The sequence below is a fragment of the Methylobacterium sp. E-045 genome, from assembly GCF_022829685.1.
Lineage (GTDB): Bacteria > Pseudomonadota > Alphaproteobacteria > Rhizobiales > Beijerinckiaceae > Methylobacterium.
In genome coordinates this window covers 59,143-85,623 of record NZ_JAKSYE010000135.1, presented here as the reverse complement: position 1 = coordinate 85,623, position 26,481 = coordinate 59,143, and the positions used below count along the sequence as shown (strand labels likewise).

Genomic DNA, 26,481 nt, shown 5'->3' with positions numbered 1-26,481 from the left:
CATGCAGGTTGTTCCGCGCATCCCGCTCGGCGGCGTTCCCGCCGCGGGGCCGGCACAGGCTGAGCAGGCGCCACGGATTTTCGCGGACGCAAGCGCGTGGCTCAGCCTCGACGATCCGCGCCTCGTCGACTTCCTGCGCACCGGGACCGAGACGGCGACCGGGATCAGTGTCGACGTCGACAAGGCGATGCGGAACACTGCGATGTTCCGGGCCGTCAGCCTGATCTCCTACGCGATCGGCATGCTCCCGCTGCAGGTCTTCGATGAGGGGACCAAGGAAAAAGCCGACGACCACCCCCTCTATCAGGTGCTCCACCGCGAGCCGAACGGGTGGCAGACCGCCTTCGACTTCCGCGTCCTGATGCAGATGCGGGCGCTGGTGAAGGGCAATGCCTATGCCCTCATCGTTCGGTCGAAGGATCTCCGATCAGGCCTGGACAAGATCGTCCACCTCCACCCGCTGGACCCCGACAAGGTGACCCCGAAACTGTCCGCCGACTGGACGCTGACCTACACCTACAACGCCCCGTCCGGCGGACAGAGGGTCTTCGAGGCGAAGGACATCTTCCACTTGCGCGGCATCACCCTGGACGGCCTCAACGGCATGTCCCTGGTGCGACAGGCTGCAGAGGCCATTGCCCTATCGCTGAGCGCGGAGCGCGCGGCGGCGCGCCTCTTCAAGAACGGCACGCTGGTCGGCGGGACGCTCAGCCACAAGGGCAAGCTCTCCGACCCGGCCTTCGAGCGGCTGAAAGAAAGCCTGGCCGAGAAGGAAGGCGCCGACAACGCGGGCAAGAACCTCATCCTCGAAGAGGGAATGACCTACGCGCAGCTCGCCTCATCCGCCCGCGATGCGCAGATGACCGAGCTGCGGAAGCACCAGGTCGAGGAGATCGCCCGCGTTACGGGCGTGCCCCGCCCGCTGCTGATGGTCGACGAGACGAGCTGGGGATCAGGCGTCGAGTCGCTGGGCCGGTTCTTCGTTCAGTACGGCCTCGGCCCCTGGTTCGAGGCGTGGCAGCAGGGTGCCGAGCGCTCGCTGCTGGTCGGCCCGGAGAAGAAGCGGTTCACGGTCAAGTTCAATCCGGGTGCTCTCCTTCGTGGCTCGACCACGGAGCAGGCGGACTTCTTCGCCAAGGCGCTCGGCTCCGGCGGCTCGCAGGGCTGGATGACGCAGAACGAGGTCCGCGCCCTATCCGACATGCCGCGTGTCGAGGGCGGCGACACGCTCAACCCCGGCACTTCGATGGTCGGCCACAACGGCGGCCCGCCGCTCAACGACAACTAGGGTAGTCCGATGGCTGATGAGAAGCAGACGCCCGCTGCGCAGGGCGAGACCAAAGGCGCGCCCGATGCCCGGAAAGGCAAGGGCAACCTTGCCGGCAGCCAGGATCTCGGCGAGCTCGTGAAGTCCCAGCGCCCGCGCGGGATGATCGGCCGCGTGAGGAACGCAGTGTCCGACCGTCCCGGCCCGCTGCCTGTACCAGCCAAGCGGAACGTCTCGGCCTTCACACCGCCCGATATCATCGACCGCTGGAACAAGGATGCCGCCGGTGTGAAGGCGGTCGAGACCGGCGACAACGTCATCACCATGTTCGGCATGGTCGGCGAGGATTTCTGGACGGGCGAAGGCATCACCGCCAAGCGCGTCGCCGCGCAGCTCCGGGCCATCGGCGCTCGCCCGGTCGAGGTTCACATCAACAGCTTCGGCGGCGACGTCTTCGAGGGCATCGCGGTCTACAACACTCTGCGCGAGCACCCGTTCGACGTCACCGTGAAGGTGATGGGGATCGCGGCCTCGGCCGCCTCGGTCATCACGATGGCCGGCGACACCATTGAGATCGGCGCAGCCAGCTTCATCATGATCCACAACTGCTCGGTGATGGGTGGCGGCAACCGACAGGACTTCCTCGAACTGGCCGCGTTCCTCGAGCCGTTCGACCGCGCCCTGGCCGATGTCTATGCCCAGCGCACGGGCATCGAGGCCAAGACCATCTCGAAGATGATGGATGACGAGACCTACATGTCCGGGTCCGTCGCGATCGAGAAGGGTTTCGCCGACGCGCTGATGTCGGCCGACAAGACGACGGTGGACGAGGGCGCGAAGGCGCAGGCTCGCGACGTGAATGCCCTTCGCGGCATGGAGCGCCAGCTCGTCGCCTCCGGCATGAGCCGGGTCGATGCTCGCGACCACATCAACAAGATCCGGGGCATGAGCGACTCTGCCCCTGAAGCCAGCATGAGCGACTCTGCTGGCGCCGAAGACTGGTCGGACCTTTCCGGCCTCATCGCAGCCTTCCGCACTTAAGGAACCCACTCCATGAACGCCCGTCATCACGCGCTGGCTCTTGCCGGCGCCGCTCTCCAGCCGCGCCCGCGCGGTATGCTCGGCCGCTCCGTCCGCAACGATGTGACGGACCCCAAGAAGCTCCTCGCCGACCTCAAGCAGGCTCACGAGGACTTCAAGGCCGCCTACGACGAGAAGCTGAAGGCCAAGGTCGACGACACTCTCCTCAACGAGAAGGTCGGTCGGATCGACGCCTTCATCGCCACCGCACAGGCGGCCTTCGACGAGGTCAACGCCAAGCTGGCTGCGGCCAACCTCGGCGGCGGTGTCATCGGCGACATGCCGGCCGACCCCGAATACCTGAAGGCGTTCAAGGCGCACATGCGCAAGGGCGCCGTCGAGGCTGCGATGACAAAGGGGTCCGACCCGGATGGCGGCTATCTCGCGCCCATCGAGTGGGATCGCACCATCACGGGCCGGCTCAAGGAAATCTCGCCGATCCGCGCGAACGCTCGCGCCATCACCATCACGACCTCCGGCTTCAAGAAGGTCTTCACCGACCGCGCCGTGGGCTCCGGATGGGTGGGCGAGACCGCCTCTCGCCCGACGACCTCGACCCCGCAGCAGAGCCAGCTCGATTTCACCCCCGGTGAGATCTACTGCAACCCCGCCATCTCGCAGACGCTTCTCGACGACGCGGCTGTGAACCTGGAGGAGTGGCTTCGCGAGGAATGCGACGTCGAGTTCGCCCGCCAGGAAGGCATCGCCTTCGTCTCGGGGGACGGCGTCAACAAGCCCTTCGGCGTCTTGACCTACGTGGAAGGCGCCGCCAACGCCGCCCGCCATCCCTTCGGCGCCATCAAGGTCGTGAACTCCGGCGCCGCCGCGCTCCTCACCTCCGACGGCCTCATCGACCTGTTCTACAGCCTGCCGGCGCCCTTCCGTGCGAACGCGAAGGTCTACACCAGCCGGCTCGCTCAGGCATCGATGCGCAAGCTGAAGGACGGCCAGGGCAACTACCTCTGGCAGCCGTCCTACGCCGCCGGCCAGCCGGCGACCTTGGCGGGTGAGCAGATCGTCGAGGTGCCCGACATGCCCGCAGTCGCGGCCGGCAACATCGCCGTCCTCTACGGCGACATGAACGCCACCTACCTCGTGGTCGATCGCGTCGGCATCCGTGTCCTGCGCGACCCCTACACCAACAAGCCCTTCGTGAATTTCTACACCACGAAGCGCGTCGGTGGCGGCGTCCACAACCCCGAGCCCATGCGCGCTCTGAAGGTCTCGGCCTAACCGCCGGATCGAACGGCGGGCCAGGCGCCCGCCGGCATCCCCTCACCCTTCCACCATGAGGAGGCCGATCATGGCCGACGAGACCACGAAGCCCGCCAACATCAAGCCCGCGACCGAAGTCGAGGCATCCGGCGCCCCCGACCAGGTCGTGCCGGATGTCGACATGAGCCATCCGGCCGTGGACGACAATCCGCGCGCCAATACCTCGCTGGCGCAGAACCGGATCGACTTCAACGATCCGACGCTGTCCGGCGCCGAGCAGACCGCAGCGAACCTGCGCAAGCAGGGCGTGCCCGTCGCCGAGCCCAGCAAGGCTGGCAAGGCCAAGGCCTGACACGACAACCGCCGGCCTCACCGCCGGCGGTCTCACGGAATGCGAGGGGTGCGTAGATGGCCGCTGACGTCGTCGTCAAAACCATGGGGCCTCTATTCACCCTCGCCGAGGTGAAGGCGCATCTGCGCGTTGAGCATTCTGCCGACGACGCGATCATCACGGCCTACATGGACGCTGCGGTCGGTCGCATCCTCATGTACTGCAACACCGCCATCGTTCCGATCGGGCACGAGGCCGAGTTCAAGGCCGCCGGCCTGCTCGCGGTCGGGGCTCTTTACGAGAACCGGGCGGACGGAGGAGATCTGCCGATCGGCGCGCAGCGTCTCATCGACCCCTACCGCAATCTGAGGGTCTGATGGACCCCGCCCGCCTCGACATTCGGGCAACCTTCCGGCGCCGTCCGGTTGTCGGCACTGTCTCGCGCGGCCCATACGCCGACGCCTTCACCGTGTGGGCGAATTACCGACGGGCCACCAACCGCGAGATTGCCGAGGGCGGGCAAGCCGTAGACGTCGAGGCTGGCGTCTTGATGGTCCGAGACAGCACGCAGGCCCGTACGATCACGAACGCGGACAGGGTTGTCATTGAAGGGCGGGATTTCGCCATTGAGGGTGTGGCGGTGCGTAACCGGACATCCGGCCTCATCACGCTAACCCTGTCGTCGCGCAAGGGAGGCCAGTGATATGGATCTCGGCTCGACCTTTAACGCCCTAGGCCAAGGACAGGCCGCCCTCGGCTTTGCCCCGGCCGCTCAGAGGTTCCGCGCCGCCCCGGGCCTGCTCAGCGGGCTTCAGCTTCTCGATGCCGCGGCCGGCGTCATCGGCGTGGACCGGATCAGCGGCCAGCTCGCCAAGTATGCGGTGAAGCTCGCTCTCCGGTCGGATCATTCCGCCGAACAGGCGGCGGCCGAGATGGTCGAGGAGATGCGCGCCAGCGTTCCGCAGGACAGCGGGACACTCTTCAACGGCATCACCTGGCGCAAGGAGGGCAAGACGATCATCGTCGAGGCCACCGCCGTGCGCGAGGGCGACGACTACGCCCGGTGGGTCGAGTTCGGTCACCATGCCGGCGGGCAGCATGCCGACAGTTCGTATTTCGACAGCGGCGATCACAGCGCCATTCGTCGGCGCAGGCCGTCGCGAGAGACCGAAGTCCAGCCCGAACCCTTCTTCTGGGACCCCGCGCGCAAGGGGCTGGCGAAGCTCCGCAGCGAGCTGGATCGGCAAGCTGATGTCGCGGCGCAGGAAGAGGGGCTGTGATGGCTTACGTGAAGGTAACCGAGGCCGTGACGATCCGCGTCAACGACGTTGCGAACGTCCACTATCCAGCCGGGTTCGAGGGGCGCGTCCCCAAGGATCACGCCGAACGGATCGAGGCGGCCGGCAAGGGTAAGGCATCGGACACGAAGGCAGATGCCGTCGAGGGCGACGAGCAATGACCCCCGAGCTCGCGTTCCAGAAGGCCATCGCGGATCTGCTTATCGCGGACCCCGACGTGAACGCACTAGTCAACGGCCAGGTCTTCGACGAGGTGCCCAACGACGGCGAGGCGACGCCTCCGTACATTTACCTCGGCCCGATGAACCGTCGTCGCGTCCAGATGGACTGTGGGCAGGTTTGGACCATCACGGCCCGCCTCTACGCGATCAGCGTCGAGTTCGGCCGTGGGCAGGCCTGGGAGACCATAGAAGCCATCGTCCAAGCCCTCGACATGAAGGAGGCGCCCGACGTGACGCTGACGGCCCCCTTCTCCATCCAGCAGCCCATCCAGATCACCCAAGGCGGCGACGTGGTCGATCCCCTCGCGCCCAAGTCGGTGTTCGTCGACCTATCCACCATCATCGCAAGGGACAACTGACATGACTTCCCCCAACCTTCTCCCCGGCAACCGCTTCCGCGCGAACCGCGGCAATGGCGCCACCCCCGAGGTCTTCACCTTCCTCTGCATCGCGCAAACGAAGACGATCACCTTCACGAACGAGTTCGAGGACGCGACCGTCGCCGACTGCGACAAGCCGCTGAGCGTTCCGTCCCGCAAGAGCGTCCTGCGCTCGACTGCCTGGGGTGGGAGCATCGCCGGCATCGTCGATGCGAAGCGCTTCGCCGTCTTGGAGACCGATCGCAAAAGCGAGACGCCCATCAACTATCAGTTCATCTTCGACAAGCCAGCCGCCGACGGAGGCGGAACCTACACGGGGCCGATCTTCATCGAGAGCCTTCAGGTGACGTCGACCAACAACGGTATGGTCAACTTCACCATGCAGTTCCGCGGCGATGGCGAAGTCGTCTGGGCAGTCGCGGCATGAGCGACATCGACACCGGCCGCACCGTCGTCGACGCGCCCTTCGCTGGGCAGGAGCGGCGCTTCCAGCTTCGCATCGGTGAGATCGGCGAGCTGGAGCGACTGACGGGCGTCGGCATCGGCGCCACCTTCATGCGCCTCGGCTCGCACCAGTTCTCCGTCCGTGAGGTGTGGGATGTGATCCGTCTCGGCCTTGAGGGCGGCGGTACCTCGGCGGTGGAGGCGACCGCCCTGGTGATGCGCTACCAGGATCAGCCCCTCATGGACTTCCTGCCGCTCGCCGGCCGGATCATCGCGGCGGCGGTCAACGGCGTGCCGCCGGGAAAATCCGAGACGGAGGGGACAGGCGAAAGCCTCGACCCGGCGACCTCTCCGTCTTCTACGCCGGGGGCGCCATCATAGGATGGACGCCCGCACAGGTTCGGGAAATGAGCCTGCCTGAGTTCCACGCGGCCATTGACGGCTACATGGAAGCCCACTCCGCCAAGCCGGACACGGACCTGAGCGAGGACGATTTCCTCAAGGCCCTCGGCGAGGAGATGGCGGCCGGGCGGGCGTAGCCTTACCAATTGCAGCCCGCTCGTAGGGGCTTAACCGCTTCGCTCAGTCCCTCCACCTTGAATAGAGCGTCGCTTGTTCCCCCTACAGCGTCGTCCCCACGGACATAAAAGTCATCGGCTTGCATTAGGGCTTTGACTAGAGGGACGGTGGACGGACTCTCAAATGGACCGAAAGCATTGTGGTCCTGCGATATACTCCATTTTGCTGATACCGGCTTATTGTCCCCCACTCTGTACTGAGCACTAAAAGTTCTGTCTATGTAACCAATGGCAGATCGAAAATCCACATAAAGCGTTGTCTTCTTCTCTCTGCACGAAATAACTAAGCGAGCAAACTGTGGCTTTGATCCATCCTTATAGATGCTTGACCTAAGCGAGTTTATAGCGATGGTTACGGTTTTGCTTCGATCCAAGTCGGATACTGTTTCCTGCTTGTACCACTCACCGGTATTAGGTGAAGCTGATGGCTTCGCTTTCCCGTCGTAACACTCAAGTCGAGCCTTATCGTCCTTTAAGGATGGGCAATCCGTAGCTTGAGCGACTGATTTGTCACTACTGAGCATCAAAGAAAAAATATTAACTAAGCCAATACTCATTATTAAATTGCCGTAGCGCATCGGAGCCTCGTGAATGGCCGAGCCTTTAACTCTCAGCTTCCAAGCCGATACATCGCGCGCCACTAGCGCGATGTCGAGCCTCGCTGCATCTGTCGTTGGGAACATGACGTCCATCGGCGTTGCGATGATGGGCGGCGCAGCGAACACCAACAGCTTCGGCGGCACGCTCCAGGGGCTGAGCAACAACGCGGCGCGGGCCGCACAGGCGGTCGGCGTCGACGTGCGCAAGATCGCAACCGATACGGCCAACGCTGCATCGAAGGAAGGCGCGACCCTGGAGGGCGTGGTGCGCAGCTTCACCGCTGCCGCGGCGGGCTCCAACACGGCACAGGCTGCGGTCTCGGCAGGCGTGACGGCCACATCCACGTCCATCGCCACCCTCGTCGCTCAGATCCCATCCCTTGGAACCCTGCTCGGTGCCTTCCTGGCGTTCGAGGCGGCCAAGCTGGTCTTCAACAGCATCTCGGCATCGATTGACGCGGCACGCGAGCACGTCGAGCAATTCGTCAAGATCGGCAAGGATGCTGAGAAGGTCGGCGTCGGCACGTCGTTCTTCCAGCGGGCTACCCTGGAGGCAAAAGAGTTCGGTCTTACCGTCCAGCAAGTGACCGACGCACTAAAGACGGCCCGCGCGGCAACCGAGAACCGGATTGGCGAAGGGAAGGACGCCACAAACACGTCGACCCTGAGCGACCGCCTCACGCAGAACGTGCGGGCCGGCAATATTTCAGCGGCTGACAAGGCTACGGTCGACGCGGCCGACACGCAGGAAGCCAAGATCCGTGCGGTGCTGAACCTGCTCGATAAGATGCGGGAGAACAGCAGGGATCTCGCGGCGTTCGACTTGGCTGGGAAGTTCCTCGGTGCCGATTTCGAGCGCCGGATGCGGGATGGAGCCGACGTGGTCGGAAAGCTCCGTGAGCAGTTGGACAGTACCGCTCAAGTTGCCGGCGGCGAGCGGATCATCAGTGAGGCGGAAATCGAGCGCGGCAACCAGATGGATGCCAAGCTGAAGGAGATCGCCAACACCTTCGCGACCGCGCTGGCCCCCATTCAGAAGGACATCTCCAACGCCGCGCTTGATACCTACGATGCCTTCCTGAAAGTTGAGCTCGTCATTGCGAACGTGGTCAAGATCGCCTCCGATCTGTACGTCCAGATCTCGGGCGTCGTCGGCGCGGTCAAGGATTTCGTCAACCAGATCCCCGGCATCGGTAAGGTCCTCGGAGCCGGCAACGTGTTCACGTTTGCCCGTGCCGTAGGAGAGGCAACGGGTGTCATTGATCCCGAAGTCCAGGGACCGCCCGCCCCCTTGGCGGTTAAGGTCCGGCCAAAGGGGCGGGAAAGCTCTGCCGTCCTGCCGTCTCTGTCGCCGAGCAAGAGCAAGGACACGACGGAACAGCTCGATGCCGTCGAACAGCTCATCGCGCAGATTGAGAAGGCGCGCGACACCGCGCAGGCCGAGCTTGAGACCGTCGGCAAAACCAACGTCGAGCGCGAACAGGCGGTCGCCCTAGCGAAGGCAGAGGCCGCCGCCCGCGAGGATTTCAAGAAAGGCAATCGCGACTCGGCCGCCCTCGACGAGGACGAGCGGTCTCGCGTCCTGGCGGCGGCCGAGTCGTGGCAGACCTACCGTGACCGCGTCATGGATGCCCAGCAGGCCCTCCGTGCAACCGCGGAGCAGGCCCGCTACTTCGGCCAGATCGCAGCGGACAGCCTGTCGGACGCGATCCTGGAGGGGAAGTCGTTCGGCGACATCCTCATGAGCCTGGAGAAGCAACTGGCGAAGGCGGCCCTTCAAGCGGCATTCACCGGCCAGGGGCCGCTTGCCAGCCTGCTCGGCACGGCGCCGGCCGCAAGCGCGGGAGGCAACGCGGTGGGCGGCCTCGGCTCGATCTTCTCCTCCATGTTCGGGGGTGGCGCCTCGAATGCGGCCAACGTACCAATCGCAGGCGCCGCAGGCCCATCCCTGCCGACTGCCAGTGGGTTCGACGCTTTCCTCAGCCTGTTCCGTGCGAACGGCGGTGATATCAAAGCCGGCCAGCCCTACACCGTCGGCGAGGCCGGGCGCGAGCTTTTCATCCCGAACCAGAACGGGCGCATGGTGCCGATCGAGCGCGGCACCGGCTCGGCCGGATCGTCCACGATGATCGACGCGCGCACGACCATCCACGCGCCGAATTCCGACGCGGCCGGGCTCGCCCGTTTGAGGGCCTACGTCGACGCGAAGGATGCGGCGCTGCCTCAGCGCATTATTCAGATCCAGAAGCGCGGCGGCTGACGCGTGGCCTATTTCGACGCGGCCACGCTCTCAGCCCTGGCGCAGCGCACCGTTCGCCTCTCGCCGCTGGTGTTCTTCGACTTCGTCGGCGACCCACGTCGCTACGGCTTCCAGTCAGGGCCACTGCGCACCGCCGATGCACAGGAATGGGAGGGGACCGGCGGTGTCGGGTCGATCTCCGCCCTCGCCACGCCGATCGGCACGACGGCACCCGTCGTCACCTTCGAGATGTCGGGGGTGGATGGCCGCGTCGCCGCTCTCGCTCGCAAAGCCTCGTCGACCGTGAAGGGGCGCGGCGTCACCGTTTACCTCCAGGTCTTCGGCGAGGATTGGGGGCTGCTCGGCTCGCCAATTGCGATCTGGGACGGGGAGCTCGACGTCATGCGCTACAAGGCGCAGGGCGGCGGTGTCTTTTCCGTATCGGTCACCGCCGAGACGGCCTGGGTCCGCAGGTCGAAGCCCCCCTTCGGCTTCCTGACCGACACCGACCAGAAGGCCCGCTTTCCCGGCGACCGAGGGCTTGAGCAGGTGTCGAGCCTTATCGGCAAAACGATCAACTGGCCTTCGTGACCGCTGGCCGCGCGCATCGCCTGCGCGATCACCTCCGCGCCGGCAGCGCCTCGACCTTCGTATGGGGCTTTCTCGATTGCTCGTTGTGGGTCTGCGACTGGATCGCGGTTGAGCGCGGGCACGACCCTGCCGCTCGACTGCGCGGCACCTATCACGACGAGGCATCCTGCCTGCGCCTGCTCGCGCGCGAGGGCGGGCTTGTCGCCCTTGCTTCCCGCCTCGCCGACGAGAGCGGGCTTCCTGAAACATCGAGCCCCATGGCGGGAGATGTCGGCGTGATCGAAACCCGTCTTGGCCCCTTCCTGATGATCTCCACCGGCCCGCGCTGGGCCTGCAAGACCGTCCGTGGCGTCCTGTTCGCGCCGGCCGGCATCGTGAAGGCCTGGTCCGTCTAATGGCGGAGGCAATCGGCCTTGCCATTCTAACCCAGCTTGCCGAGTTGGGAGCGGTGACGGCGTCCGTCGCGGTGCCCGGCACGGCAGCGACCGTGATCGGTTCGGTGACGATCATCGCGGCCACGACTGGCGCCCAACTCGCCATCCAGGCGCTGACGGCCGAGAAGCCGCGCAACGAGGCGCAGCAGGCGACCATGAGCCAGGCGGTAGGGCCGCGCGTGGGTATCTATGGCCGCGCCATGGTCGGTGGCATCCGCTTCTTCTGGGATGCCCGCAACGGCAATCTCTTCCAGGGCATCGTGATCGCGGGCCACCGCATCGACGGGATTGAGCAATACTGGATCGGTGACAAGGCGATCCACACGACGCTTGGCGAAAATGGCGGGACCGTCAGCGATTGGCCCTACAACAATCGCGTCCGCTTCGATCCATTTCTGGGGGACGACAACCAGGCCGCTTCGGCGCTGCTGCAGACGAACTATCCTGAGATCTGGACGCCGCAGCACCAGCTCAACGGGCTGGCTTACGTCGTCTGCGTCTTCAATCCGGTCAAGAAAGAGGATCAGCAGATCGTCTACCCGCAGGGGTATGCGACGGTTCTGCGCTTCGTGGTTCGCGGAGCGCGGGTCTGGAACCCGGCCGACGGCGCACAGGACCCGACGAACCCGGCGACCTGGCTATTTTCGGAGAACGCCGGCCTCTGCATCATGGACTATCTGCGCCGCAAGGATGGCGCGCGCTTCCCGCTGGCGAAGATCGACGTTCCAAGCTTCACCGATCACGCGGCCCTCTGCGCCGAGGGGGTGAAGCGCAAGGACGGCACGACGGAGCCCCGGTATCGCATCGGCGGCACCTATCTCTACAACGAGGCCCCCAAGGACGTGCTCGCCCGCATGGGCGCGACCTGTGATGGTACCATCGTCCAGGGACCGTCCGGCAAGTACGGCATTCGCGGCGGGCGCTACAGGGCGCCGCTGGTCAACATCCCGACGAAGCAGATCCTCTCCGCCGATGTCGAGCAGGGCGTGGATCGGATCGACGGCTATAACCGGTTGACGGTCGCCTACACCGAGCCAGACAACTTCTACCAGGCCACGCAGGTTGCGGCCTATCAGGACGCAGCCTCGCAAGCCCGCATCGGTGTTGTCGACCAGTCGGCCGACCTCATCATGGTCCCGAGTTGGACGCAGGCCGCACGCCTCGCGAAGATCAGGTTCAAGAAGGACAACCCGACTTGGACGGGCTCGCTCGGTTGTCAGCTGCCGGCTCTCGACGCCCTCGGCTCGGAGAATGTGCACGTCACCTTCGACCCGGTGCCGGAGATTGGCTCGATGTTCGATGAGGACTTCGCGGTCTCCGCCCTCAACATCGAGGGCGATGCCTCGGCAGTTGGTCTCGGTATCTCCTCCATATCGACGGCGACCTACGCGTGGGACCCGGCCTTGGAGGAACCGGTCAAGCCGACGACGCCCCAGACCATCAGTTGGCTGAATTCCATTGCCGCTCCGACGGGCGTAAGCGTTGTGGCCGACCGGCGCGTCATCGCTGGCGGCAACACGGCAGTATGGGCGATCCTCTCCTGGGTGGCGTCGAACCGGCCGGACCTTACGGCGGAGGCGCAGTATCGCCTCGCCTCGGCGTCGAACTCCGCCTTTCGCGCGATGGCGCTGCGCGAGGATGCGGTCAGTGCCGAGGCCGGGCCCCTCACGGATACGTCGTCCTATGTGTTCCGGGTCCGGTTTCGATCCGGCGGGACGGTGTCCGACTGGAGCGACGTGGTGACCCTGACGGCCACCGCCGACGGCACGGCACCGAACGCACCGGCCTACACCTCCGCGACGCTCAGCGGGACGACCGTCACCCACGCGGTCAAGCAGTCGGGCGGCAACGCCCGCACCGTCCAACTCTTCCGCGCCACCGGCTTCGGCAAGGTGTTCGCCGACGCGGCCCTCAGCGTCAGCAAGGCGGTCGACCCCTATCAGACCGACGCCCTCACCGACACGATCTCGCTCGGATACATCACGTGGTGGCTCACGGCGCAGAACGCCTCGGGTGTGGCGAGCGCGGCCAGCGCGCCCCTGTCCCTGCTCTACGTCACACTGCCAGGAAACGTCACGCAGTACCCGAATGACCTCAGCAACGGCGTGTGGACGAAGTCTGGCACCACGGTGGCGCTGGCGTCATCGCCAAACGACAAGGGACCGGACGGGAACACGGCAAGCCTGATCTCGGAGATCACCGGGAGCACCAACGTCGTTCACACCGTCGCCTATAAGGCCACGGGCCTCGCCTCCGGCTCGAAGATCCGTGCGGTCTGGGGCCTCAAGCCCTCCGGGCGCACCGCGGGCCGCATCGACCTGGTCAACAGCTCCGGCACTGGAACCGGCGACTACGTCAGGACGACCTTCGACCTCACCGCCGGCACGATTAGCGTAGGCACCCCGAGCGGGACCACGTTCAGCGGCGTCACCGCGACCATTCAGAAGGTCTCGGCCGATTACTGGCTGCTCATCGTCACCGCCAACACGTCGGCCTCGGCCGGTGCGTCCGGAGCGATGGCGATCGAGGACCGCCTGAACCTCGCCAGCGCGCCGGGGACCATCTCCTACGCGGGCGACTCCACCAAAGGCATGCTCGCCTGGGCCTGTTCTTTCGCTCCGGTGACCTGATGGCGACAGTCGTATGGAACCCCATTCTCGTCCCGTCCACGGAGCGGTGGAACGCGAATAAGGGCGCGTCGAAGGGAGGTGGTCGCTCCATCACGAACCAGGAGCAGGTCATCGCCGGCCCGTCCGGCTACGCGACGGCCAGTATGACGATCCCGGTCAACACCCGGGAAAAGGTGCTGGCGATGCGGGCGATGCTCGCCTCGCTCGATGGACGGGCTGGGACGCTACTCGTCGGCCCATGCGAAGGGCACCGCGTGCCGTGGTTTGTTGATCCTCTGACCGGCGGTGCGATTGTCACATCCCAAGGCGACCGCGACGCGGCACGTGACCCCGCGTGGGACGCCAATGCGGACACCTCGGCCGATCTGGATTTCAGGCTGTTCGCCAACGCGGCGATGAATGTCACGCAGGTGACAATCCAGCGCGTTCGCGGCGGCTTGCTCATCCCAGGCATGTTGTTCGGGATCGGACAGCGCCTACACATCCTCGCCGCCCTAACCGGTCCTGATCCTGTCGATGCTGGCGGCCTCGCCGCGCCGGGCACTGTCGGTGCCGTTATCCGCCCCTGGCTGCGGGGCGATTACCCGGCCGGCACAGCCCTGGAATTCGCCAAGCCGCGCTGCCTGATGCGGCGGGCCTCGGACGATGACGCCGAAATCGAACTGCAACTCTCGCGGTTCGGCACCGTGATCCTCGACCTCGTCGAAGCCTTCTAGCACCTCTTCCAAACCGAGGACCGCATGGCCCTATCTCAACTCTCGTCTTCGGACGCGGGCGCGTCCGCGCGCGACAAGATCAACGCTGGGCTGACCGAGGCCGGTAAGGTCTCCGACATCGCCGCGATCCTTGCCGCGCTGCAGGTCCAGCTTGCTCCGTACACCGATCTGGTGGGGAGCGATCCCAACCGTCCCGGCGACGCCAAGACGCTGTTCACCCGCGTGATGACGGGCTCGCCGAAGCTCCGGCCCGCCATTGACAAGGGCACCATCGAGAACGGGGGCGACCTCGGCCAGGTGCTGCGTATCTCCGGCGCCGATACCGATCCGGGCCTTGGTTACATCGATGTCGCGCCGCGGCGGATCTATCACGTCCGTCCGGGCCGCGCGTACCTCGTGCACTACGAGTTCGCCCGCTTCCAGGATCCGACCGACCCCGAGCAGAACGCGCTCGAGCTGCGGCTTCAGAACCTCAACGCCAATTATAGCCAGGTCAGCAACGTGCGGCTGGGCGACGCCTACGCGCCGACCACGGGCAACGGCGCATTCTTCATCGACATTTTCATCGGCAAGGCCGGCGCACCCGGCACGCCGATCTACACGGTCCCCAACACGGCCTGTTACGTCGTCCCTTTCTTCCGGGTCTACGGAAACGGCCAGCAGACGGACCTCGGCGCCGTCCGCCTCTACGACGTGTCCGACGCCCTGGCCGGCGGCGCGGACATCGCCTCGATCATCGCCCGCGTCGCGAAGCTCGAAGTCTCCCAGTCGTCGAACGTCATCTACGCGAACACGTGGGCGGCCGACCTCAGTCCTCGGGCGGGTCGCATCGCGGGCGCCGGCGCTGAGGTTCAGGACAGCGACACCGGCAGCCACACCGATCCCGTCACCGGGGCTACGGTCCCGAATGCCGGGAAATACCAGTGGTCGGTCTCTCCGGCCGGCTGGAAGTGGGTCGGCATCTCCAACGCCCGCCAGGCCGCGCTCTTCATCGGCCAGGGCATCCCGACCGTCACGGCCGAGAAGATCGCATCCCTCCTCTTCATCGGCGTGGACCCTGCCACCGGCGCGATTGCCGACGCCTCGGCCGCCGACTTCGTCGCATTCATCAAGGGACTGACGATGGACCCTATCACGTACTCTTCCGAACCGCCGGGGCTCACCGCCGAACTGACCTCGAAGGTGATCCTGCCGCCGGACGACCAGCGCAAGAACTTCCAGATCCAGTGCCCCACCCACGACCTCGCAATCCGCTGGGATGGCGGAAAAGCGTCGTTCGATCGCGATCCGATCATCTACGCCGGCACGATCGTCGACTGGATGAACAAGGGGAAGGAAGCCGTGTCGGTCATCGCCCGACCTGCTGAGCTTCGTACCGTAACCGGCGCGGCGATCCCCGCGCCCATCCGGCTATCTCAGGACCGCTTGGTGCCGGGATACATCAGCGGGAGCTTCTTCGGCGACCAGGTGCTTTCCGCGTACCCGAACCAGGAATTCAAAAAGAGCTACCGCGCGGTTCTGCGAGACCAGATCAACAAGCTCAACGACCTGGGGGCGCTGGCGAAGGGCACGATCTTCACCGCGCCCGTGCATGCGCGAGAGAACCTGATCGTCAATCTCGCCAATCCCGGCCTGCCCATGACGCTCGTCGAGCCGACCACGGCCGGGCGGCTGGTATTGGTGCCGTACAAGAACGTCGCCAGCGGCGGCGACTCCTACATCCGTTCCGGCCTAGCTACGGCAGCATCTCTCGGCATCACGGCGGATGGGCACTTCTTCGCAGTTCAGGCTGATGCAAACGCCGCATTCGAGACCGGGATCGGGATCGCCGGCAACTCCGCATCCCTCATCATCAAGCCGAACTCGGCAAACGGTAAGGCCGGTTTCCGTTCGGGCGGCAGCGCGAACGTGGCCGTCGATGCCGCTGCCACCGCTTGGCTCGCCATGAACCGGACCCTGCTCGATCGCTTCACGGGATACGTGGAGGGGACGGGGACGGACTACTCCCAGAGCCTAACCCCTGCCGACCGTGAGTTCACGCTGCTGGCGGTGAACACGTCCAGCAACACGACGCCGACGATCTCGAACCAGAAACTGCGGGGGCTCTGGCTCGGCTACAGCCTGCAGGCGGCGGCCACCGCCCTCGCCGTGCGTGACGCCATGAAGGCCATCTTTGCGGCGGCCGATGCCGCAGCGGCAGCGTAAGGGAGCCTCGCCATGCACAACATCATTGGCGGCAGCTCCAGCGCCATGACCTGCGCCTACTGCACGGCGCTTGGCGGCGAGGACGCGAGGGTATTCAACCCGACCCACCGGAGGTGGTTCGAATGGGGGTCCGGCCTGCTGCAGACCGACCGTATGAACACGTTCAAGAATTCCAGCGGGCACCTGCGAACCGGCGCCCTGTTGGAGACTTGCTATCGGTTATCCAAGTTCGCCCGCCCAGACATTTCCCCGCCCAGCGACAAGATCCTGCTCGTCACCAACGAGACGATCCACACCGTTTTTGAGGGAATGATGGCGGACTTCTCGACGCGCAAAGTCGGGAAGGGCGTCATCACGATCATCAACAACGCGCCGCTGGAAGCCGTAACCGTCGATCCGGTCAGCAACGCGATCCTGTCGGTGACCTGCGGCGGCGTCGAGTATCCGGGCCTGAACTTCCACGATGCGACGGATGAGCTCGACCTCGCCGCGCTCCAGGGCAAGGTGATGCTCAAGATCGGCCGCGAGTCGGCGGCCAGCACTGGCGACATCACGTCCGGCGTCCGCCCGGCCAGCAAGACGAAGGCCCGCGCGACGAAGCTCGGCACCGGTCGACGGCTGAAGGGCGTCAATCCGCGCTCCTCAAAGAAGGTCGGCGACGCCGATCATAAGGTGATGGCCTACAACCAGCGTCTCATCTCTACGAACCATGCCAACCGGATCAAGTTCGCCGACCTGATCGTCCCGAACTACGACCCCTCGAACTATGATAAAGACTACGAGATCGCGAAGTCAGAGAACTACGGCAAAGAGCCGGGTTCGATCAGCAACGCGCCAATGGACCCCGTCGGTACGATCCCACAGTACGACTGGAATAACGGCAACCTGCTGAAGATCGGCACCAACTGGATCGGGCAGTTCCTCGACTGGTTCCAGATGACGCCTTACGAACGCATCCGGTATCTGGGTGAGTACACCATCCACAAGGCCGGGTTGCTCAAGGCCATCTGTACGGATCCCCGCTGGGCCGCGCTGCCTCCGTTGGTTGAGAAGGACGCGAACGGCAACGTCACCGGCACCTTCCAAATTGCGGAGGAGACGGCGAAGTGGGGCTTGGTGCCGAACATCTTCGTCGAGACCGAGTGGCAACCGGAGACGGACGTCACGCTTGGCACGGTGCGGGCCTGGAAATCGCAGCTCTACCTCTGCACGAAGGCCGGTAAGACGGCCACGGCAGCCGTAGGCGGCCCAACCGCGCAAGGCACGTCCATCCTCGACGGCGCGGCCGGCACCAGCACGGCCCCGGAGACGGGTGCTCGATGGCGCTTCCTCCGCTATTACGTCGCCGGCATGTCTCCTCACATGTACGTCCGCGAGGGGCGGCGCGCGGTCGCCGAGGCCGACCAGCAGTATGACGACGTCACCGCGCCCGAGAAGAACGTCGAGGATCCGGTGTTCGCCTACGGCTATCCGCACGCCGACGGCCATTGGGCGGACTGCTTCGCGGATACGGACGGCACGATCTCAATGGAAGGCGGGTCCGGTCTGGCCGGCGGCCAAGAGCTGGTCGCGGCGCTGATGAAGTGGCGTTCGCTGAAGGCTCCGTATGCTCAGTGCCCGAACCTCACCTTCTCACGCGGCACGGCCGGCACCCGACAGGGGTGGCTCCCGTACCGTCTGGAGATGTGCTTCATGCTCGGCGGCGACGTGTGCGGTCGAGCAGCCGCCGTCTCGGCGAAGCTCACCGCGGCGGCGGGGCGTCCAATCTACATCGGCGATCTCGACTACAAGACGCACATCCTCCCCGAGATCATCGCCGCCGGTCACCCGACCAGCATTCCAGGGATATAAGCCATGGGCGTTCGTCAGATCGGCATCATGCCGGGCGGGGGCTCCAGCTCCTCGTCCACCTCGACGGCCACGGCCAGGAAGCGCGTTCAGGGTGGCCGTGGGCTGCTCGCGGGTGACGCGGACACGCAGGTTGCCCGCTCGCTTCTCGTCAGCGGCCTCCTGCGTGGCCGCAACCTCGACGCCGTCGGAGGCGATCCAGAGGTCTGGGCGCTATCGACGGACGCCATCATCGCGAAGGCGACGATCGCAGCCCGCGGTGCCGCCCAGCAAATCCTGATCGAACCCGACATCTTCGAGTGCGACATCGTCGAGGTTCAGTTCTTCAGCGCCGTCGGCTCCACGCCGGCCGCCCTCTCGGCCATGCAAGGCGGGATCTACACCGACCCACCGCAGGCCGACGGCACGCCGTACCCCGACACCGCCGTGGTCGACTGGGGGCAGTCCTATGCGGCATGGGCTGGAGGCTACAGGGTCTTAGTCGTCCAGCCGATCCGGCAGCGCCTGCAGCCAGTGGACCTTTGGTGGATCCCGAAGGTGAAGCCCGCCATCGACTTCACGTTTCAGCTTCGGGTGAAGGCCACCTGCGACTGGTGGCAGGGCTCGGCCGATCCCAACCCGAGGGTGGATTGAGGAGCATACGCCTGTCGGACCCTAAGGCCGGCGGCAGTGTTCAGCCTAAACTTTGACCGCCTTCTTTACTTGTCGCGGCACGATCTTAGGGACTGACCCTGTAACGACCGGATCGTAGTCGATCGTCTTCTTCGCGGCCAAATGAGCCATGCCACTGCGATCGAAGCCAGCCCACGGCGACGGTGCCGCCAAGGCGTACAGCCCCGCAATCGACGCCATGACTTTGATCCCGAGCCAGAGATGACGTGGCAGGGCGGACAAGGTTAATTCGGGCAGCATTATTCTAAGATCCTGGGGCAAAGCCGCCCCGAATTCCACCTTAGGCAAAAGTTTCATCGAACTATATCGTTTTTGGCGAGTACAGTTAAAGCCGCAGAAACCATGCCGGCATCCGGCTAAGCGTTGAGCCGGGCAGTCACCTCCCAGGATTAGGCTGCCAGCCACCTGCCAAGGAACACAGCACCAAACGCCATCGCAGCAAGCCCGGCTGCTTCAATGCCGACCAAAAAGCCCAGCACCGCGACCGTTCGAAAGCGGTCCACAAAGGCATCGACGAAGTGCTCGTTCGGCTCCGGCGAGTGCCCGTTGTCGAAGTGCTGCATGTCGAAAATCCGCCCCGGTCTGAGAAGCCGACCGTAGGCAGTTAATTTTGCATTCACTATTCGGGAGACTACGCATGGCCGCGTCCGCCATCATGACGCCGCTTGGCCTTGCCGCGCTCAAATCGCGGGAAGGCGTGCGGCTGAAAGCCTATCTCGACAGCGTCGGCGTTCCGACGATCGGCTACGGCCACATCAAGGGTGTGAAACTCGGCCAGGTCATCACGCAGGCTCAGGCCGATGCGTTCTTCCTCGAGGATCTGGCCTCGCATGCCCTGCCGATCCTCTCGGCCATCAAGGTCCCCGTCGCGGACCACGAGCGGGACGCCTTGATCTCCATCGCCTTCAACATCGGCGTGGGTGGCTTCACCGGCTCGACATTCCTACGCCGCCTCAACGCGGGCGACCGGAAGGGCTGCGCCGAGGCGATCATGATGTGGCAGAAGCCGGCCGCGATCATCTCCCGGCGTGAGGCCGAGCGCGACCAGTTCCTCACGCCCTACACGAAGGCGGCGCCTAAGGCCCGCAGTACCGATGCGAAGCCCGTCAGCGCGCCGCTTTCCACGCTGGTGCCGATTGATGTGCCGCCGGTCGTGCCAGTGGTTGTCCCAACCGCGCCGCTCGCCATGCCACTCGCGGAACCCACGGTGGATGCAAAGCCAAACATGATCGCGCGGTTCCTTACCGTTCTAGGCGATCTGTTAAGGTTCAAGGCTTAACTTAGGTGAGCAGTATCGCCCATTCGCCTGACGAAACATCAATCGCGATAAGTTATAATTTCAGCTAGAAGACTAAGGTTTTTCACGGCCTCCTTTTAATGCAGCGATCCGCGCTCGTCCCTCCATCGCCTTTACCCTATGTTGGTGGATGACACGTGTAAGCAGAGCCTGGACCTCAGGGTCTGCGTTGCTGAAAAAGTCATGAGCAAGTTCCGACAACTGCCAGGCTAGAAACTCGTCCGACGCGACCTGACGGAACAGTGCGTCCAAAAGCTGTTCGATCCCGCTGCACATTGAACAATGACCCATTCCCTTGATGTCGAACGCCAAGTGGCTCCTTTCGTTTGCCTTGGCGCCTTTGCTCATTAACGCTTAGCTTTTCGTAGGTCGACCCGAGCCGGCCGGGCCCGCCGCGCACCCCTCCCACATCGTGAGACCATCATGACCCGCTTCTTCCTCGCGGCGCTGGCGTTCGCTTGTGCCGCCTCTGTCGCCTTCGCGCAGGGCACCACCACGCCCGCCGTCACCCCGGGGGTCGTCATCCCCTACGGCGAGTACATCGTGGCGGGCGCTCAGCTCGTCGGCAGCATCCTCGTCCCGCTGCTGACGGCTACCATCATGGCGCTGCTCGCCAAGTTCTACCCGATGGCTCGGATGCTGATCTCGGAAGCCCTCGTCGAGCGCACCCTGCGGAAGTGGTTCGACTTCGGCGTCAACGCGACGGCCGGCGCGGTGAAGAACAGCACCGTCACCGTGCCGATCGGCTCCGAGATCGTGGCCAACGCCCTCCAGCGCGCCGTCAACCGTGCCGACGTGAACGCGGTCAGCAAGTGGACGATGGACCAAGCCGGGGGGCCGGAGGAGGTCGCCAACAAGCTGTTCCGCCTGCTCAAGCTGGATGTCGGCGCGAAGGCGGCTGACATCGTGGCCCCTGCGCTCGCATCACTGCCCAAGCAGTAAGCCAGAGAGGCGCAGCCATGAACTCGCACACCCCAACGTCGATGCACATGACGCGCCCCCTGGAATGGATGCTGGCCTGCATGCTCCTGGTCTGGGGGGGGAGCATGTTGCGCCCCGAGGCCTACTTCGACATGCCGGTTTACCGGATCATGGGCGAGGTGATGACGGAGACCCGCTGGGGGATGCTCGCCGTCCTCGTCGCCGTCCTCCGCGGCGTCGGGCTCGGCATCAACGGCTGGTGGCGGCGGACTCCGGTGATCCGGTTCGTCGGTGCCCTGACTGGCGGCCTCTGCTGGCTTGCCATCGGCTTCCTCATGCTGGTCGGCTCCTACGCCTTCAACACGCGGCTACCGGCGGGATTTGGCTGGTACCCGGTCTGCTTCTGCTTCGAGGGCTGGTGCGTTCTCGCGACCGGCTACGATATGTTTAAGAACGGTTCCCTCTCTGCTGGAGCTGCGCCACGCCATGTCACCTGAGGACGTCAAGCAGTGGGTCGATATCCTCAGCACGCTCCTGGCCGCCGGCGGCGGGGGCGGCATCCTCCTCGCGGTCATAGGCTACATGCGGGCCAAGGTGGAGAAACCGCATATCGCGCCTCCGACCGTGGGCGGGAATGGTCTCGCCCAGATCGCCGGAATGGTCATGGGCCAGACCGACCTGAAGGACATTATCGACGGGCTGCGCGGTGTGTCGGCCTCACATGACCGGTGCACTCTCATGCGGGAGACCGAAATGGCTTTCCGGAAGAAAGAGGCCGAGGAGCATCGAGAGCATGAGCGACGGCTTCTGGAGGAGCGCCGCCAGCACGAGCAGCGTCTCGCGGAGGATCGGCACCGTGAACACCGGGAGATGGTCGAAGCGATCCAAGGCCTCACCCGCAGCACGAAGGATATGCGTTGCGCGGGGTAACCCTGGCACGCCACACCACATGTATCCTAAAACGTAAACATCTTTCCCAGCCACTAATTGCAGAGGCGGACTTAAGTGTGCTTAATTTGCATCAATTTGACGCAGGGCCTATGGGTTCGGTGTTTGAGTCACGACGCACCGGTCAGAATGGAAAAACGCCATGGCATCGATCAGGTACTCATATGGATCATCCTACAATGCCAACGGTAGTAATGACCTTGGATTATCTGCAATATATTTTTTAGATCCAAATAGTTTCTATCAAAACCTGATTAGCTATATAGTGCCACATGATAATGTTCCTCAGACAACAAGCATTATCGTAACTAACGGCACGACTGTAGAGACGGTTAAATTTATACCAGGAGCAGTAAGCTTTAATTTTGATTTTTCCGATAATAACACAAGGGTAGTGATACGTGGTGCTAATTCTGATGATTATTTAAGCGGAGGCTCAGGGCTTGACAATCTATCTGGCGGCGCCGGTAATGATGTTATTGAGGGTGGAGCCGGAGCTGATAGGATAGATGGCAGCACTGGCGTCGACACGGTAAGCTACGAACACTCCACGGTCAGCGTGAATGTCGATCTCAATGCCGGCTATGGGCGCGAAGGGAACGCTTCGCAGGACGATACTCTGATCTCCATCGAAAATGTCCGGGGCAGCGCGCTCAATGACACGATCTTCGGCAATGCCGGGGCCAACACTATTGAGGGCGGCGCAGGTGCGGACAACCTTAACGGCGGGAGCAATGCTGACGGTAATTTCGATACGGTAAGTTACGCTCATTCGGCGTTGGGCGTTGTCATCGATCTGTCCCACAGCGTCCAGGAAGGTGTAGGGGACGAAAACGGCGATGTCCTTGTTGGTTTCGCTCATGCCATCGGCAGCGATCAGGACGACGTATTGATCGGCAATGGTGCGGTCAATAATCTCGAAGGTGGCAACGGGGCCGATTACATAGAAGGTGGCGGCGGAACCGATACTGCCAGCTACGAGCATTCCGCTTCAGGCGTCATTGCGAATTTGGGCCTGGCTTTCGGCATCCAGGCCACGACGGGTGCGGGTGATGCATCTGGAGATCAGTTGGTCGATATCGCAAATCTGCTTGGGAGTGGCTACGCCGATTTCCTCACCGGTGATGCAAGCGCCAACACATTGTCGGGCGGTGCGGGCAACGACGTTCTAGAGGGTGGGGGGGGCGCTGATGTGCTCGACGGCGGATCAGGCATAGATACCGCCAGCTACGCGGGCTCCACCGACGGCGTGAGGGCCGATCTTAGCGGAGGTGTGGCCGGGACAGGCGACGCGGTCGGCGACAGCTTCATCGCCATCGAGAACCTTACGGGATCGGCCTTCGCCGACATCCTCATCGGCGATGATGGCGCTAACCGGCTGATCGGCAACGGCGGCGCCGATACGCTTGAAGGGGCGGGCGGCAACGACCGCCTCGTCATTTCCGGCACCCCCACCCTCGTGGACGGCGGCAACGGTACCGACCTGCTCTTCGTTCAGGGAGGCGGCAGCGTCGCCCTGACCGGTGGGGCCTTCCAAGGCATCGAAGTCGTCTACGTTCGCAATGACACTCACCTCGAAATGTCCGCGGTTACGACCGGATCTAAGATCACATCGCAATCGACGGCGGCCCATCACGTCGAGATCACCGGGACGTCCGGAGCGGATCGCATCCAGGCCGGCAAGGGTGGTGACACGATCGAAGGCGGCGCGGGCGGCGACAAGCTGTTGGCCGGCGCCGGGTCAGATACCTTCCACTTCCAGGCCGGCTTCGGTCGTGACAACGTCTATGGCTTCGACGTCAACGCGGATCACATCACCGTCGATATCGCGGGGGTCGACGCGTCCGACATCAAGTTCACGGCGTACCACGGCGGCCAGGACACCATCGTCACGTTTGCCGGCGTCGAGGGGGCCAACAAGATCATTCTGCACGACGTGACCGTGGCGGAGATCCACGCTGCCCCGAGCGACCTGTTCACATTCGGCGCTTGATGTGGCCATATCCGTGGATTAGTCGTTTCCGGCTCCCATCCTGGGAGCAGGGACGCAATCGAAACTTAACCCCGCCCGGCTCACGCCGCGGCGGGTTTTTCGTTTGTCGACCGAAGGCGTAGGATCACCTCCCGACTCGGAGGGCTAGTCCATGAACGACAATGGAGTCATCCGGTACGACATTCGTCCCGATCACGGCGGGTGGACGGTGTACAACATCGCCACTGGCGAACCATCTCTGGTTCGCGGCATTCGACAGGTCGTCATGCTGTTGGATGAGGCAAATGATCTGGCCGACGCCCTGAACGCCATGGAGCGCAAGGAGCCGGGATCGTCCGTCACCTGGGCTGATGGCTCGCGTTAGAAGCTGCCACTCAGCGGCTCCGGCGCATCGTTGTCGTGTTCTTCGGAAGGTGCTTCGCCCTTCAGCATGTCGTCCAACATCGACAGCAGACCGAGGAGTTCGAGCTTAGCATCGTTCGCGATATCGGCCTCATTCACACGCCGCCGGATGTGGCTTCGCATGTTCGCAAGGGCGATAAAGTAGCCCTCTTCGCGCTCTCGGCTCATGATTGGGTCTCTGTTGCGACCGCGAGGACATAGGGCAGGGTTCCCGGCCGCCTACCTCTTCACCGCCCAGATCGGTACGGCACCCTTCGGCCGGCCCGGCACATTCCGGAAGTACCGCGTCCGTTCGAACCGGATGTAGTCGGCCTCAACGGCAGATACCAAATCGCCGCTCAGCACCATGGCCCCGCAGAAGTCGGAGCGGATCACGCCAAGGTCCGGATGCACACCGAAGAGCTGCAGCGTCGTCCAGCCGAGTCGGCCGGCCTCGTCGGCGTGCTTGTCGAGGAAGTCGAAGCACGCGGCATGAACTGCCTGCCAGCCGGCGGGCGTCAGTCCAGGGCACGGAACCACGCTCGGCTTCATGTCGAGGAAGGCCTCACGCCATGCCTGCGGGCTGCCGGGTTCGATCTTGAAGGCTGGGGATGCTGACATGAAGCCCGACGGTTGAGATGGGCCGGACGGGATAGGGGATGGGGATCAGCCACGCTAGGGCATGCGGGCTACCAAATCATCCCTCAGAAAACATGACGACAGACCTGCTCGGCTCCGTGCCCGGCGGGTTTTTTGCACCTAGGTGCAGGGCCGGCCTACTCCTGCGACTTCGTCCACCTGTCCCTAGGCCGCTGACGCGGGACGAGACGGTGGTTCGGTTCAAGGTCGAGGGGGAGCGCGTTCTGGTGAGCTGCCCCCGATCGCGCGAACTCCTACAGACACGCTCGGTTCATGCCGTAGAGGGCTTATTCAATTCTGGGGGGTCTTCAAGAGCCGCATGAGGATCTGGCCCGCAATCACGAGTACTGCACCTCCGCCAAAAGCTTTGAAGCCCGATGTCAGCCAGGATCGCGCTATCGCTGCATTCTCTGGGGACCCATAGAAGGCAACGTACATCAGGAAGCCCAGGAGGATCACGCCGACAACCGAACCCGCAAAAACGATGCGGGTGAAAAGAGAGAGGCGCCGCTTCTCTCGTCGCTCCTCCCCGTCCATTCGCTGGGTTGCGAACTCGAACTCCCGGGCGTTTTGCGCCACTTGGGCGGAGATCATTTCGCGAACCACCTCAGTTCGGCGGTTTGAACTATCGATGCGCGCACGCTCGATATCCATCAACTCGCGGAATTGGATGCTCTCCAAATCGGACGCGTGGTGCGACGTGTCTGGTCGATACGCAACGGGGACGCTGGAGGACGGGACTGGCCCATCCCCTCTCTCGTCAGTCATTGAAGGTCGTTCCGCCAAACCCGAAGCCAGTCATGAACCCCGGCATGGGCGTTCCATCAACGGCCATATCCAGAATGAACTCAGCCGGAAGGCTTCGCACCACATAGCGACCGTAGGCCGACTTGGTGACGTTCGTAATCGACCCTTCGTGGCCCGCCTGATTTCGACGTCGTGTCGCTTCGCAGAGCGCTTCACGGTATGAGTCGTGGTATGTGTCGACGACCAGAGACGATCTCTTTTCGTCGCACCTGGCTTGCGCAGACATACGATAATCCTGCCTGTTTCAACAGCGCTCAATCACACCGCATGTGAGCGAGTCCGTCAATCTCTAAGGAAGGGGTACATATTCCGAATTGCGTGAGTAGCAAGATACGAGGGCTGCGGAGCCGATGCGTCCAGCGGTCATTGCGAATTTTCCACGAACGCAAACGCGCAATTTGGCGCCTAGAGCGGTAACATGCGTCGCGTGGCTTAGGCACGCCTCGCTCTACGTCCTGTGAGTTATTGCACCCAGGTGCCAATCAGATGCGTGGCGTAGCTTGGCTTGCCCAGCTCCGTGCCCGGCGGGGTTTCTTTCGCTCGCGGTGGGGTGTTTTGCTGGGTTTCTGTCGGGATAACTGTCGGGGCAGTTATCAGAAACCAAGCTAAGTGTTGGTCGGAGTGGCAGGATTTGAACCTGCGACCCCCACGTCCCGAACGTGGTGCGCTACCAGACTGCGCTACACTCCGACGGCCGGCGTCTCCACCGGCGAGCGGACGTATAGCGAGGCCGGCGCGGGGCCGCAA

Annotated in this window: 34 protein-coding genes and 1 tRNA gene; 26 read left to right on the top strand and 9 right to left on the bottom strand. The window is 64.0% G+C overall.

Translation table 11 applies throughout. The features are described 5' to 3' along the window. The first annotated feature begins 1 nt into the window (after position 1). The 12 genes from MKK51_RS27035 (at position 2) to MKK51_RS27325 (ending at position 6,775) form a co-directional block, all read left to right on the top strand. Complete coding sequence (locus tag MKK51_RS27035; RefSeq protein WP_243983047.1) at positions 2 to 1,288, top strand: phage portal protein; 1,287 nt, start codon at positions 2 to 4, stop codon at positions 1,286 to 1,288. A gap of 9 nt (positions 1,289 to 1,297) precedes the next feature. After that, the gene (locus MKK51_RS27030; protein WP_243983037.1) at positions 1,298 to 2,308 is read left to right on the top strand and encodes a head maturation protease, ClpP-related; all 1,011 of its coding nucleotides are present in this window, start codon (positions 1,298 to 1,300) and stop codon (positions 2,306 to 2,308) included. Between the two features lie 12 nt (positions 2,309 to 2,320). Continuing rightward, a complete protein-coding gene (locus tag MKK51_RS27025) occupies positions 2,321 to 3,580 on the top strand; it encodes a phage major capsid protein (RefSeq protein WP_243983028.1) in 1,260 nt (419 codons plus the stop codon). Positions 3,581 to 3,650: 70 nt separating this feature from the next. Beyond that, entirely contained in the window at positions 3,651 to 3,914 is a 264-nt protein-coding gene (locus MKK51_RS27020; protein WP_243983020.1) for a hypothetical protein, read from the top strand. 56 nt (positions 3,915 to 3,970) lie between these two features. Beyond that, on the top strand, positions 3,971 to 4,270 hold the full coding sequence (locus tag MKK51_RS27015) for a head-tail connector protein (RefSeq protein ID WP_243983018.1): 300 nt from the start codon (positions 3,971 to 3,973) through the stop codon (positions 4,268 to 4,270). Next, the gene (locus MKK51_RS27010) at positions 4,270 to 4,596 is read left to right on the top strand and encodes a head-tail adaptor protein (protein ID WP_243983016.1); all 327 of its coding nucleotides are present in this window, start codon (positions 4,270 to 4,272) and stop codon (positions 4,594 to 4,596) included. The genes MKK51_RS27015 and MKK51_RS27010 overlap by 1 nt, the downstream gene beginning before the upstream one ends. 1 nt (position 4,597) lies before the next feature. Then, on the top strand, positions 4,598 to 5,173 hold the full coding sequence (locus MKK51_RS27005; protein WP_243983013.1) for an HK97 gp10 family phage protein: 576 nt from the start codon (positions 4,598 to 4,600) through the stop codon (positions 5,171 to 5,173). After that, complete coding sequence (locus MKK51_RS27000; RefSeq protein ID WP_243983011.1) at positions 5,173 to 5,352, top strand: hypothetical protein; 180 nt, start codon at positions 5,173 to 5,175, stop codon at positions 5,350 to 5,352. Before MKK51_RS27005 ends, MKK51_RS27000 begins: the two co-directional genes overlap by 1 nt. Next, positions 5,349 to 5,771: a DUF3168 domain-containing protein gene (locus tag MKK51_RS26995; RefSeq protein WP_243983009.1), complete on the top strand. Its 423-nt coding sequence runs from the start codon at positions 5,349 to 5,351 to the stop codon at positions 5,769 to 5,771. Before MKK51_RS27000 ends, MKK51_RS26995 begins: the two co-directional genes overlap by 4 nt. A 1-nt stretch (position 5,772) precedes the next feature. Continuing rightward, complete coding sequence (locus MKK51_RS26990; RefSeq protein WP_243983007.1) at positions 5,773 to 6,219, top strand: phage tail tube protein; 447 nt, start codon at positions 5,773 to 5,775, stop codon at positions 6,217 to 6,219. Next, entirely contained in the window at positions 6,216 to 6,617 is a 402-nt protein-coding gene (locus tag MKK51_RS26985) for a gene transfer agent family protein (RefSeq protein ID WP_243983005.1), read from the top strand. The genes MKK51_RS26990 and MKK51_RS26985 overlap by 4 nt, the downstream gene beginning before the upstream one ends. A gap of 26 nt (positions 6,618 to 6,643) precedes the next feature. Further along, on the top strand, positions 6,644 to 6,775 hold the full coding sequence (locus MKK51_RS27325) for a hypothetical protein (RefSeq protein WP_279601341.1): 132 nt from the start codon (positions 6,644 to 6,646) through the stop codon (positions 6,773 to 6,775). 2 nt (positions 6,776 to 6,777) lie between these two features. Here MKK51_RS27325 and MKK51_RS27665 read toward each other — a convergent pair whose 3' ends face one another. Then, a complete protein-coding gene (locus MKK51_RS27665) occupies positions 6,778 to 7,338 on the bottom strand; it encodes a type VI secretion system-associated protein TagO (RefSeq protein WP_409565774.1) in 561 nt (186 codons plus the stop codon). 157 nt (positions 7,339 to 7,495) lie between these two features. Between MKK51_RS27665 and MKK51_RS26980 the strand changes: the two genes are divergently transcribed. From MKK51_RS26980 to MKK51_RS26945, 8 genes are read left to right on the top strand one after another with little or no spacing between them, the layout of a single operon-like run. Next, positions 7,496 to 9,673 (top strand): hypothetical protein, encoded by a 2,178-nt coding sequence (locus MKK51_RS26980; protein ID WP_243983003.1) that lies wholly within the window; start codon positions 7,496 to 7,498, stop codon positions 9,671 to 9,673. 3 nt (positions 9,674 to 9,676) lie between these two features. After that, a complete protein-coding gene (locus tag MKK51_RS26975; RefSeq protein ID WP_243983002.1) occupies positions 9,677 to 10,243 on the top strand; it encodes a hypothetical protein in 567 nt (188 codons plus the stop codon). Beyond that, positions 10,240 to 10,638 (top strand): DUF6950 family protein, encoded by a 399-nt coding sequence (locus MKK51_RS26970; RefSeq protein WP_243983000.1) that lies wholly within the window; start codon positions 10,240 to 10,242, stop codon positions 10,636 to 10,638. The genes MKK51_RS26975 and MKK51_RS26970 overlap by 4 nt, the downstream gene beginning before the upstream one ends. Next, positions 10,638 to 13,307 (top strand): hypothetical protein, encoded by a 2,670-nt coding sequence (locus tag MKK51_RS26965; protein WP_243982999.1) that lies wholly within the window; start codon positions 10,638 to 10,640, stop codon positions 13,305 to 13,307. The genes MKK51_RS26970 and MKK51_RS26965 overlap by 1 nt, the downstream gene beginning before the upstream one ends. Then, positions 13,307 to 14,023 (top strand): hypothetical protein, encoded by a 717-nt coding sequence (locus MKK51_RS26960; protein ID WP_243982998.1) that lies wholly within the window; start codon positions 13,307 to 13,309, stop codon positions 14,021 to 14,023. The genes MKK51_RS26965 and MKK51_RS26960 overlap by 1 nt, the downstream gene beginning before the upstream one ends. A gap of 24 nt (positions 14,024 to 14,047) precedes the next feature. After that, a complete protein-coding gene (locus MKK51_RS26955; RefSeq protein WP_243982996.1) occupies positions 14,048 to 16,228 on the top strand; it encodes a hypothetical protein in 2,181 nt (726 codons plus the stop codon). A gap of 12 nt (positions 16,229 to 16,240) precedes the next feature. Beyond that, positions 16,241 to 18,079 carry an FAD-dependent oxidoreductase gene (locus MKK51_RS26950; protein ID WP_243982994.1) on the top strand — a complete coding sequence of 613 codons (1,839 nt, stop codon included), beginning with the start codon at positions 16,241 to 16,243 and terminating at the stop codon, positions 18,077 to 18,079. A 3-nt stretch (positions 18,080 to 18,082) separates the two neighbouring features. Next, entirely contained in the window at positions 18,083 to 18,709 is a 627-nt protein-coding gene (locus MKK51_RS26945) for a hypothetical protein (protein WP_243982993.1), read from the top strand. 45 nt (positions 18,710 to 18,754) lie between these two features. Here the strand turns inward: MKK51_RS26945 and MKK51_RS26940 are convergent, their stop codons facing one another. Beyond that, positions 18,755 to 19,045, bottom strand: coding sequence for a hypothetical protein (locus MKK51_RS26940; protein WP_243982991.1), 291 nt, complete (start codon positions 19,043 to 19,045; stop codon positions 18,755 to 18,757). Positions 19,046 to 19,137: 92 nt separating this feature from the next. After that, complete coding sequence (locus MKK51_RS26935) at positions 19,138 to 19,311, bottom strand: hypothetical protein (protein WP_243982989.1); 174 nt, start codon at positions 19,309 to 19,311, stop codon at positions 19,138 to 19,140. 74 nt (positions 19,312 to 19,385) lie between these two features. Here MKK51_RS26935 and MKK51_RS26930 point away from each other — a divergent pair, with 74 nt between their 5' ends. Next, positions 19,386 to 20,027 carry a lysozyme gene (locus MKK51_RS26930; protein WP_243982987.1) on the top strand — a complete coding sequence of 214 codons (642 nt, stop codon included), beginning with the start codon at positions 19,386 to 19,388 and terminating at the stop codon, positions 20,025 to 20,027. A 72-nt stretch (positions 20,028 to 20,099) separates the two neighbouring features. Here the strand turns inward: MKK51_RS26930 and MKK51_RS26925 are convergent, their stop codons facing one another. Continuing rightward, complete coding sequence (locus tag MKK51_RS26925) at positions 20,100 to 20,357, bottom strand: hypothetical protein (RefSeq protein ID WP_243982986.1); 258 nt, start codon at positions 20,355 to 20,357, stop codon at positions 20,100 to 20,102. Positions 20,358 to 20,468: 111 nt separating this feature from the next. Here MKK51_RS26925 and MKK51_RS26920 point away from each other — a divergent pair, with 111 nt between their 5' ends. The 5 genes from MKK51_RS26920 to MKK51_RS26900 all read left to right on the top strand — a co-directional run bounded on the left by MKK51_RS26920 (position 20,469) and on the right by MKK51_RS26900 (position 24,271). Next, on the top strand, positions 20,469 to 20,987 hold the full coding sequence (locus MKK51_RS26920) for a hypothetical protein (protein ID WP_243982984.1): 519 nt from the start codon (positions 20,469 to 20,471) through the stop codon (positions 20,985 to 20,987). 17 nt (positions 20,988 to 21,004) lie between these two features. Beyond that, positions 21,005 to 21,463 (top strand): hypothetical protein, encoded by a 459-nt coding sequence (locus MKK51_RS26915; RefSeq protein WP_243982983.1) that lies wholly within the window; start codon positions 21,005 to 21,007, stop codon positions 21,461 to 21,463. Then, a complete protein-coding gene (locus tag MKK51_RS26910) occupies positions 21,453 to 21,896 on the top strand; it encodes a hypothetical protein (RefSeq protein WP_243982981.1) in 444 nt (147 codons plus the stop codon). The genes MKK51_RS26915 and MKK51_RS26910 overlap by 11 nt, the downstream gene beginning before the upstream one ends. Before the next feature lie 160 nt (positions 21,897 to 22,056). Next, positions 22,057 to 23,907 (top strand): calcium-binding protein, encoded by a 1,851-nt coding sequence (locus tag MKK51_RS26905; protein WP_243982979.1) that lies wholly within the window; start codon positions 22,057 to 22,059, stop codon positions 23,905 to 23,907. Between the two features lie 151 nt (positions 23,908 to 24,058). Continuing rightward, positions 24,059 to 24,271: a hypothetical protein gene (locus tag MKK51_RS26900; protein ID WP_243982970.1), complete on the top strand. Its 213-nt coding sequence runs from the start codon at positions 24,059 to 24,061 to the stop codon at positions 24,269 to 24,271. Here the strand turns inward: MKK51_RS26900 and MKK51_RS26895 are convergent. The 5 genes from MKK51_RS26895 to MKK51_RS26875 form a co-directional block, all read right to left on the bottom strand. Continuing rightward, on the bottom strand, positions 24,268 to 24,477 hold the full coding sequence (locus MKK51_RS26895; RefSeq protein ID WP_243982969.1) for a hypothetical protein: 210 nt from the start codon (positions 24,475 to 24,477) through the stop codon (positions 24,268 to 24,270). The two genes, MKK51_RS26900 and MKK51_RS26895, sit on opposite strands and share 4 nt — an antisense overlap. Positions 24,478 to 24,528: 51 nt before the next feature. Then, positions 24,529 to 24,909 (bottom strand): hypothetical protein, encoded by a 381-nt coding sequence (locus tag MKK51_RS26890; protein ID WP_243982967.1) that lies wholly within the window; start codon positions 24,907 to 24,909, stop codon positions 24,529 to 24,531. 309 nt (positions 24,910 to 25,218) lie between these two features. Further along, entirely contained in the window at positions 25,219 to 25,581 is a 363-nt protein-coding gene (locus tag MKK51_RS26885; protein WP_243982965.1) for a hypothetical protein, read from the bottom strand. 106 nt (positions 25,582 to 25,687) lie between these two features. Next, complete coding sequence (locus MKK51_RS26880) at positions 25,688 to 25,960, bottom strand: hypothetical protein (RefSeq protein ID WP_243982963.1); 273 nt, start codon at positions 25,958 to 25,960, stop codon at positions 25,688 to 25,690. Between the two features lie 387 nt (positions 25,961 to 26,347). Beyond that, positions 26,348 to 26,424 (bottom strand) — tRNA-Pro (locus MKK51_RS26875). Positions 26,425 to 26,481 lie beyond the last annotated feature (57 nt).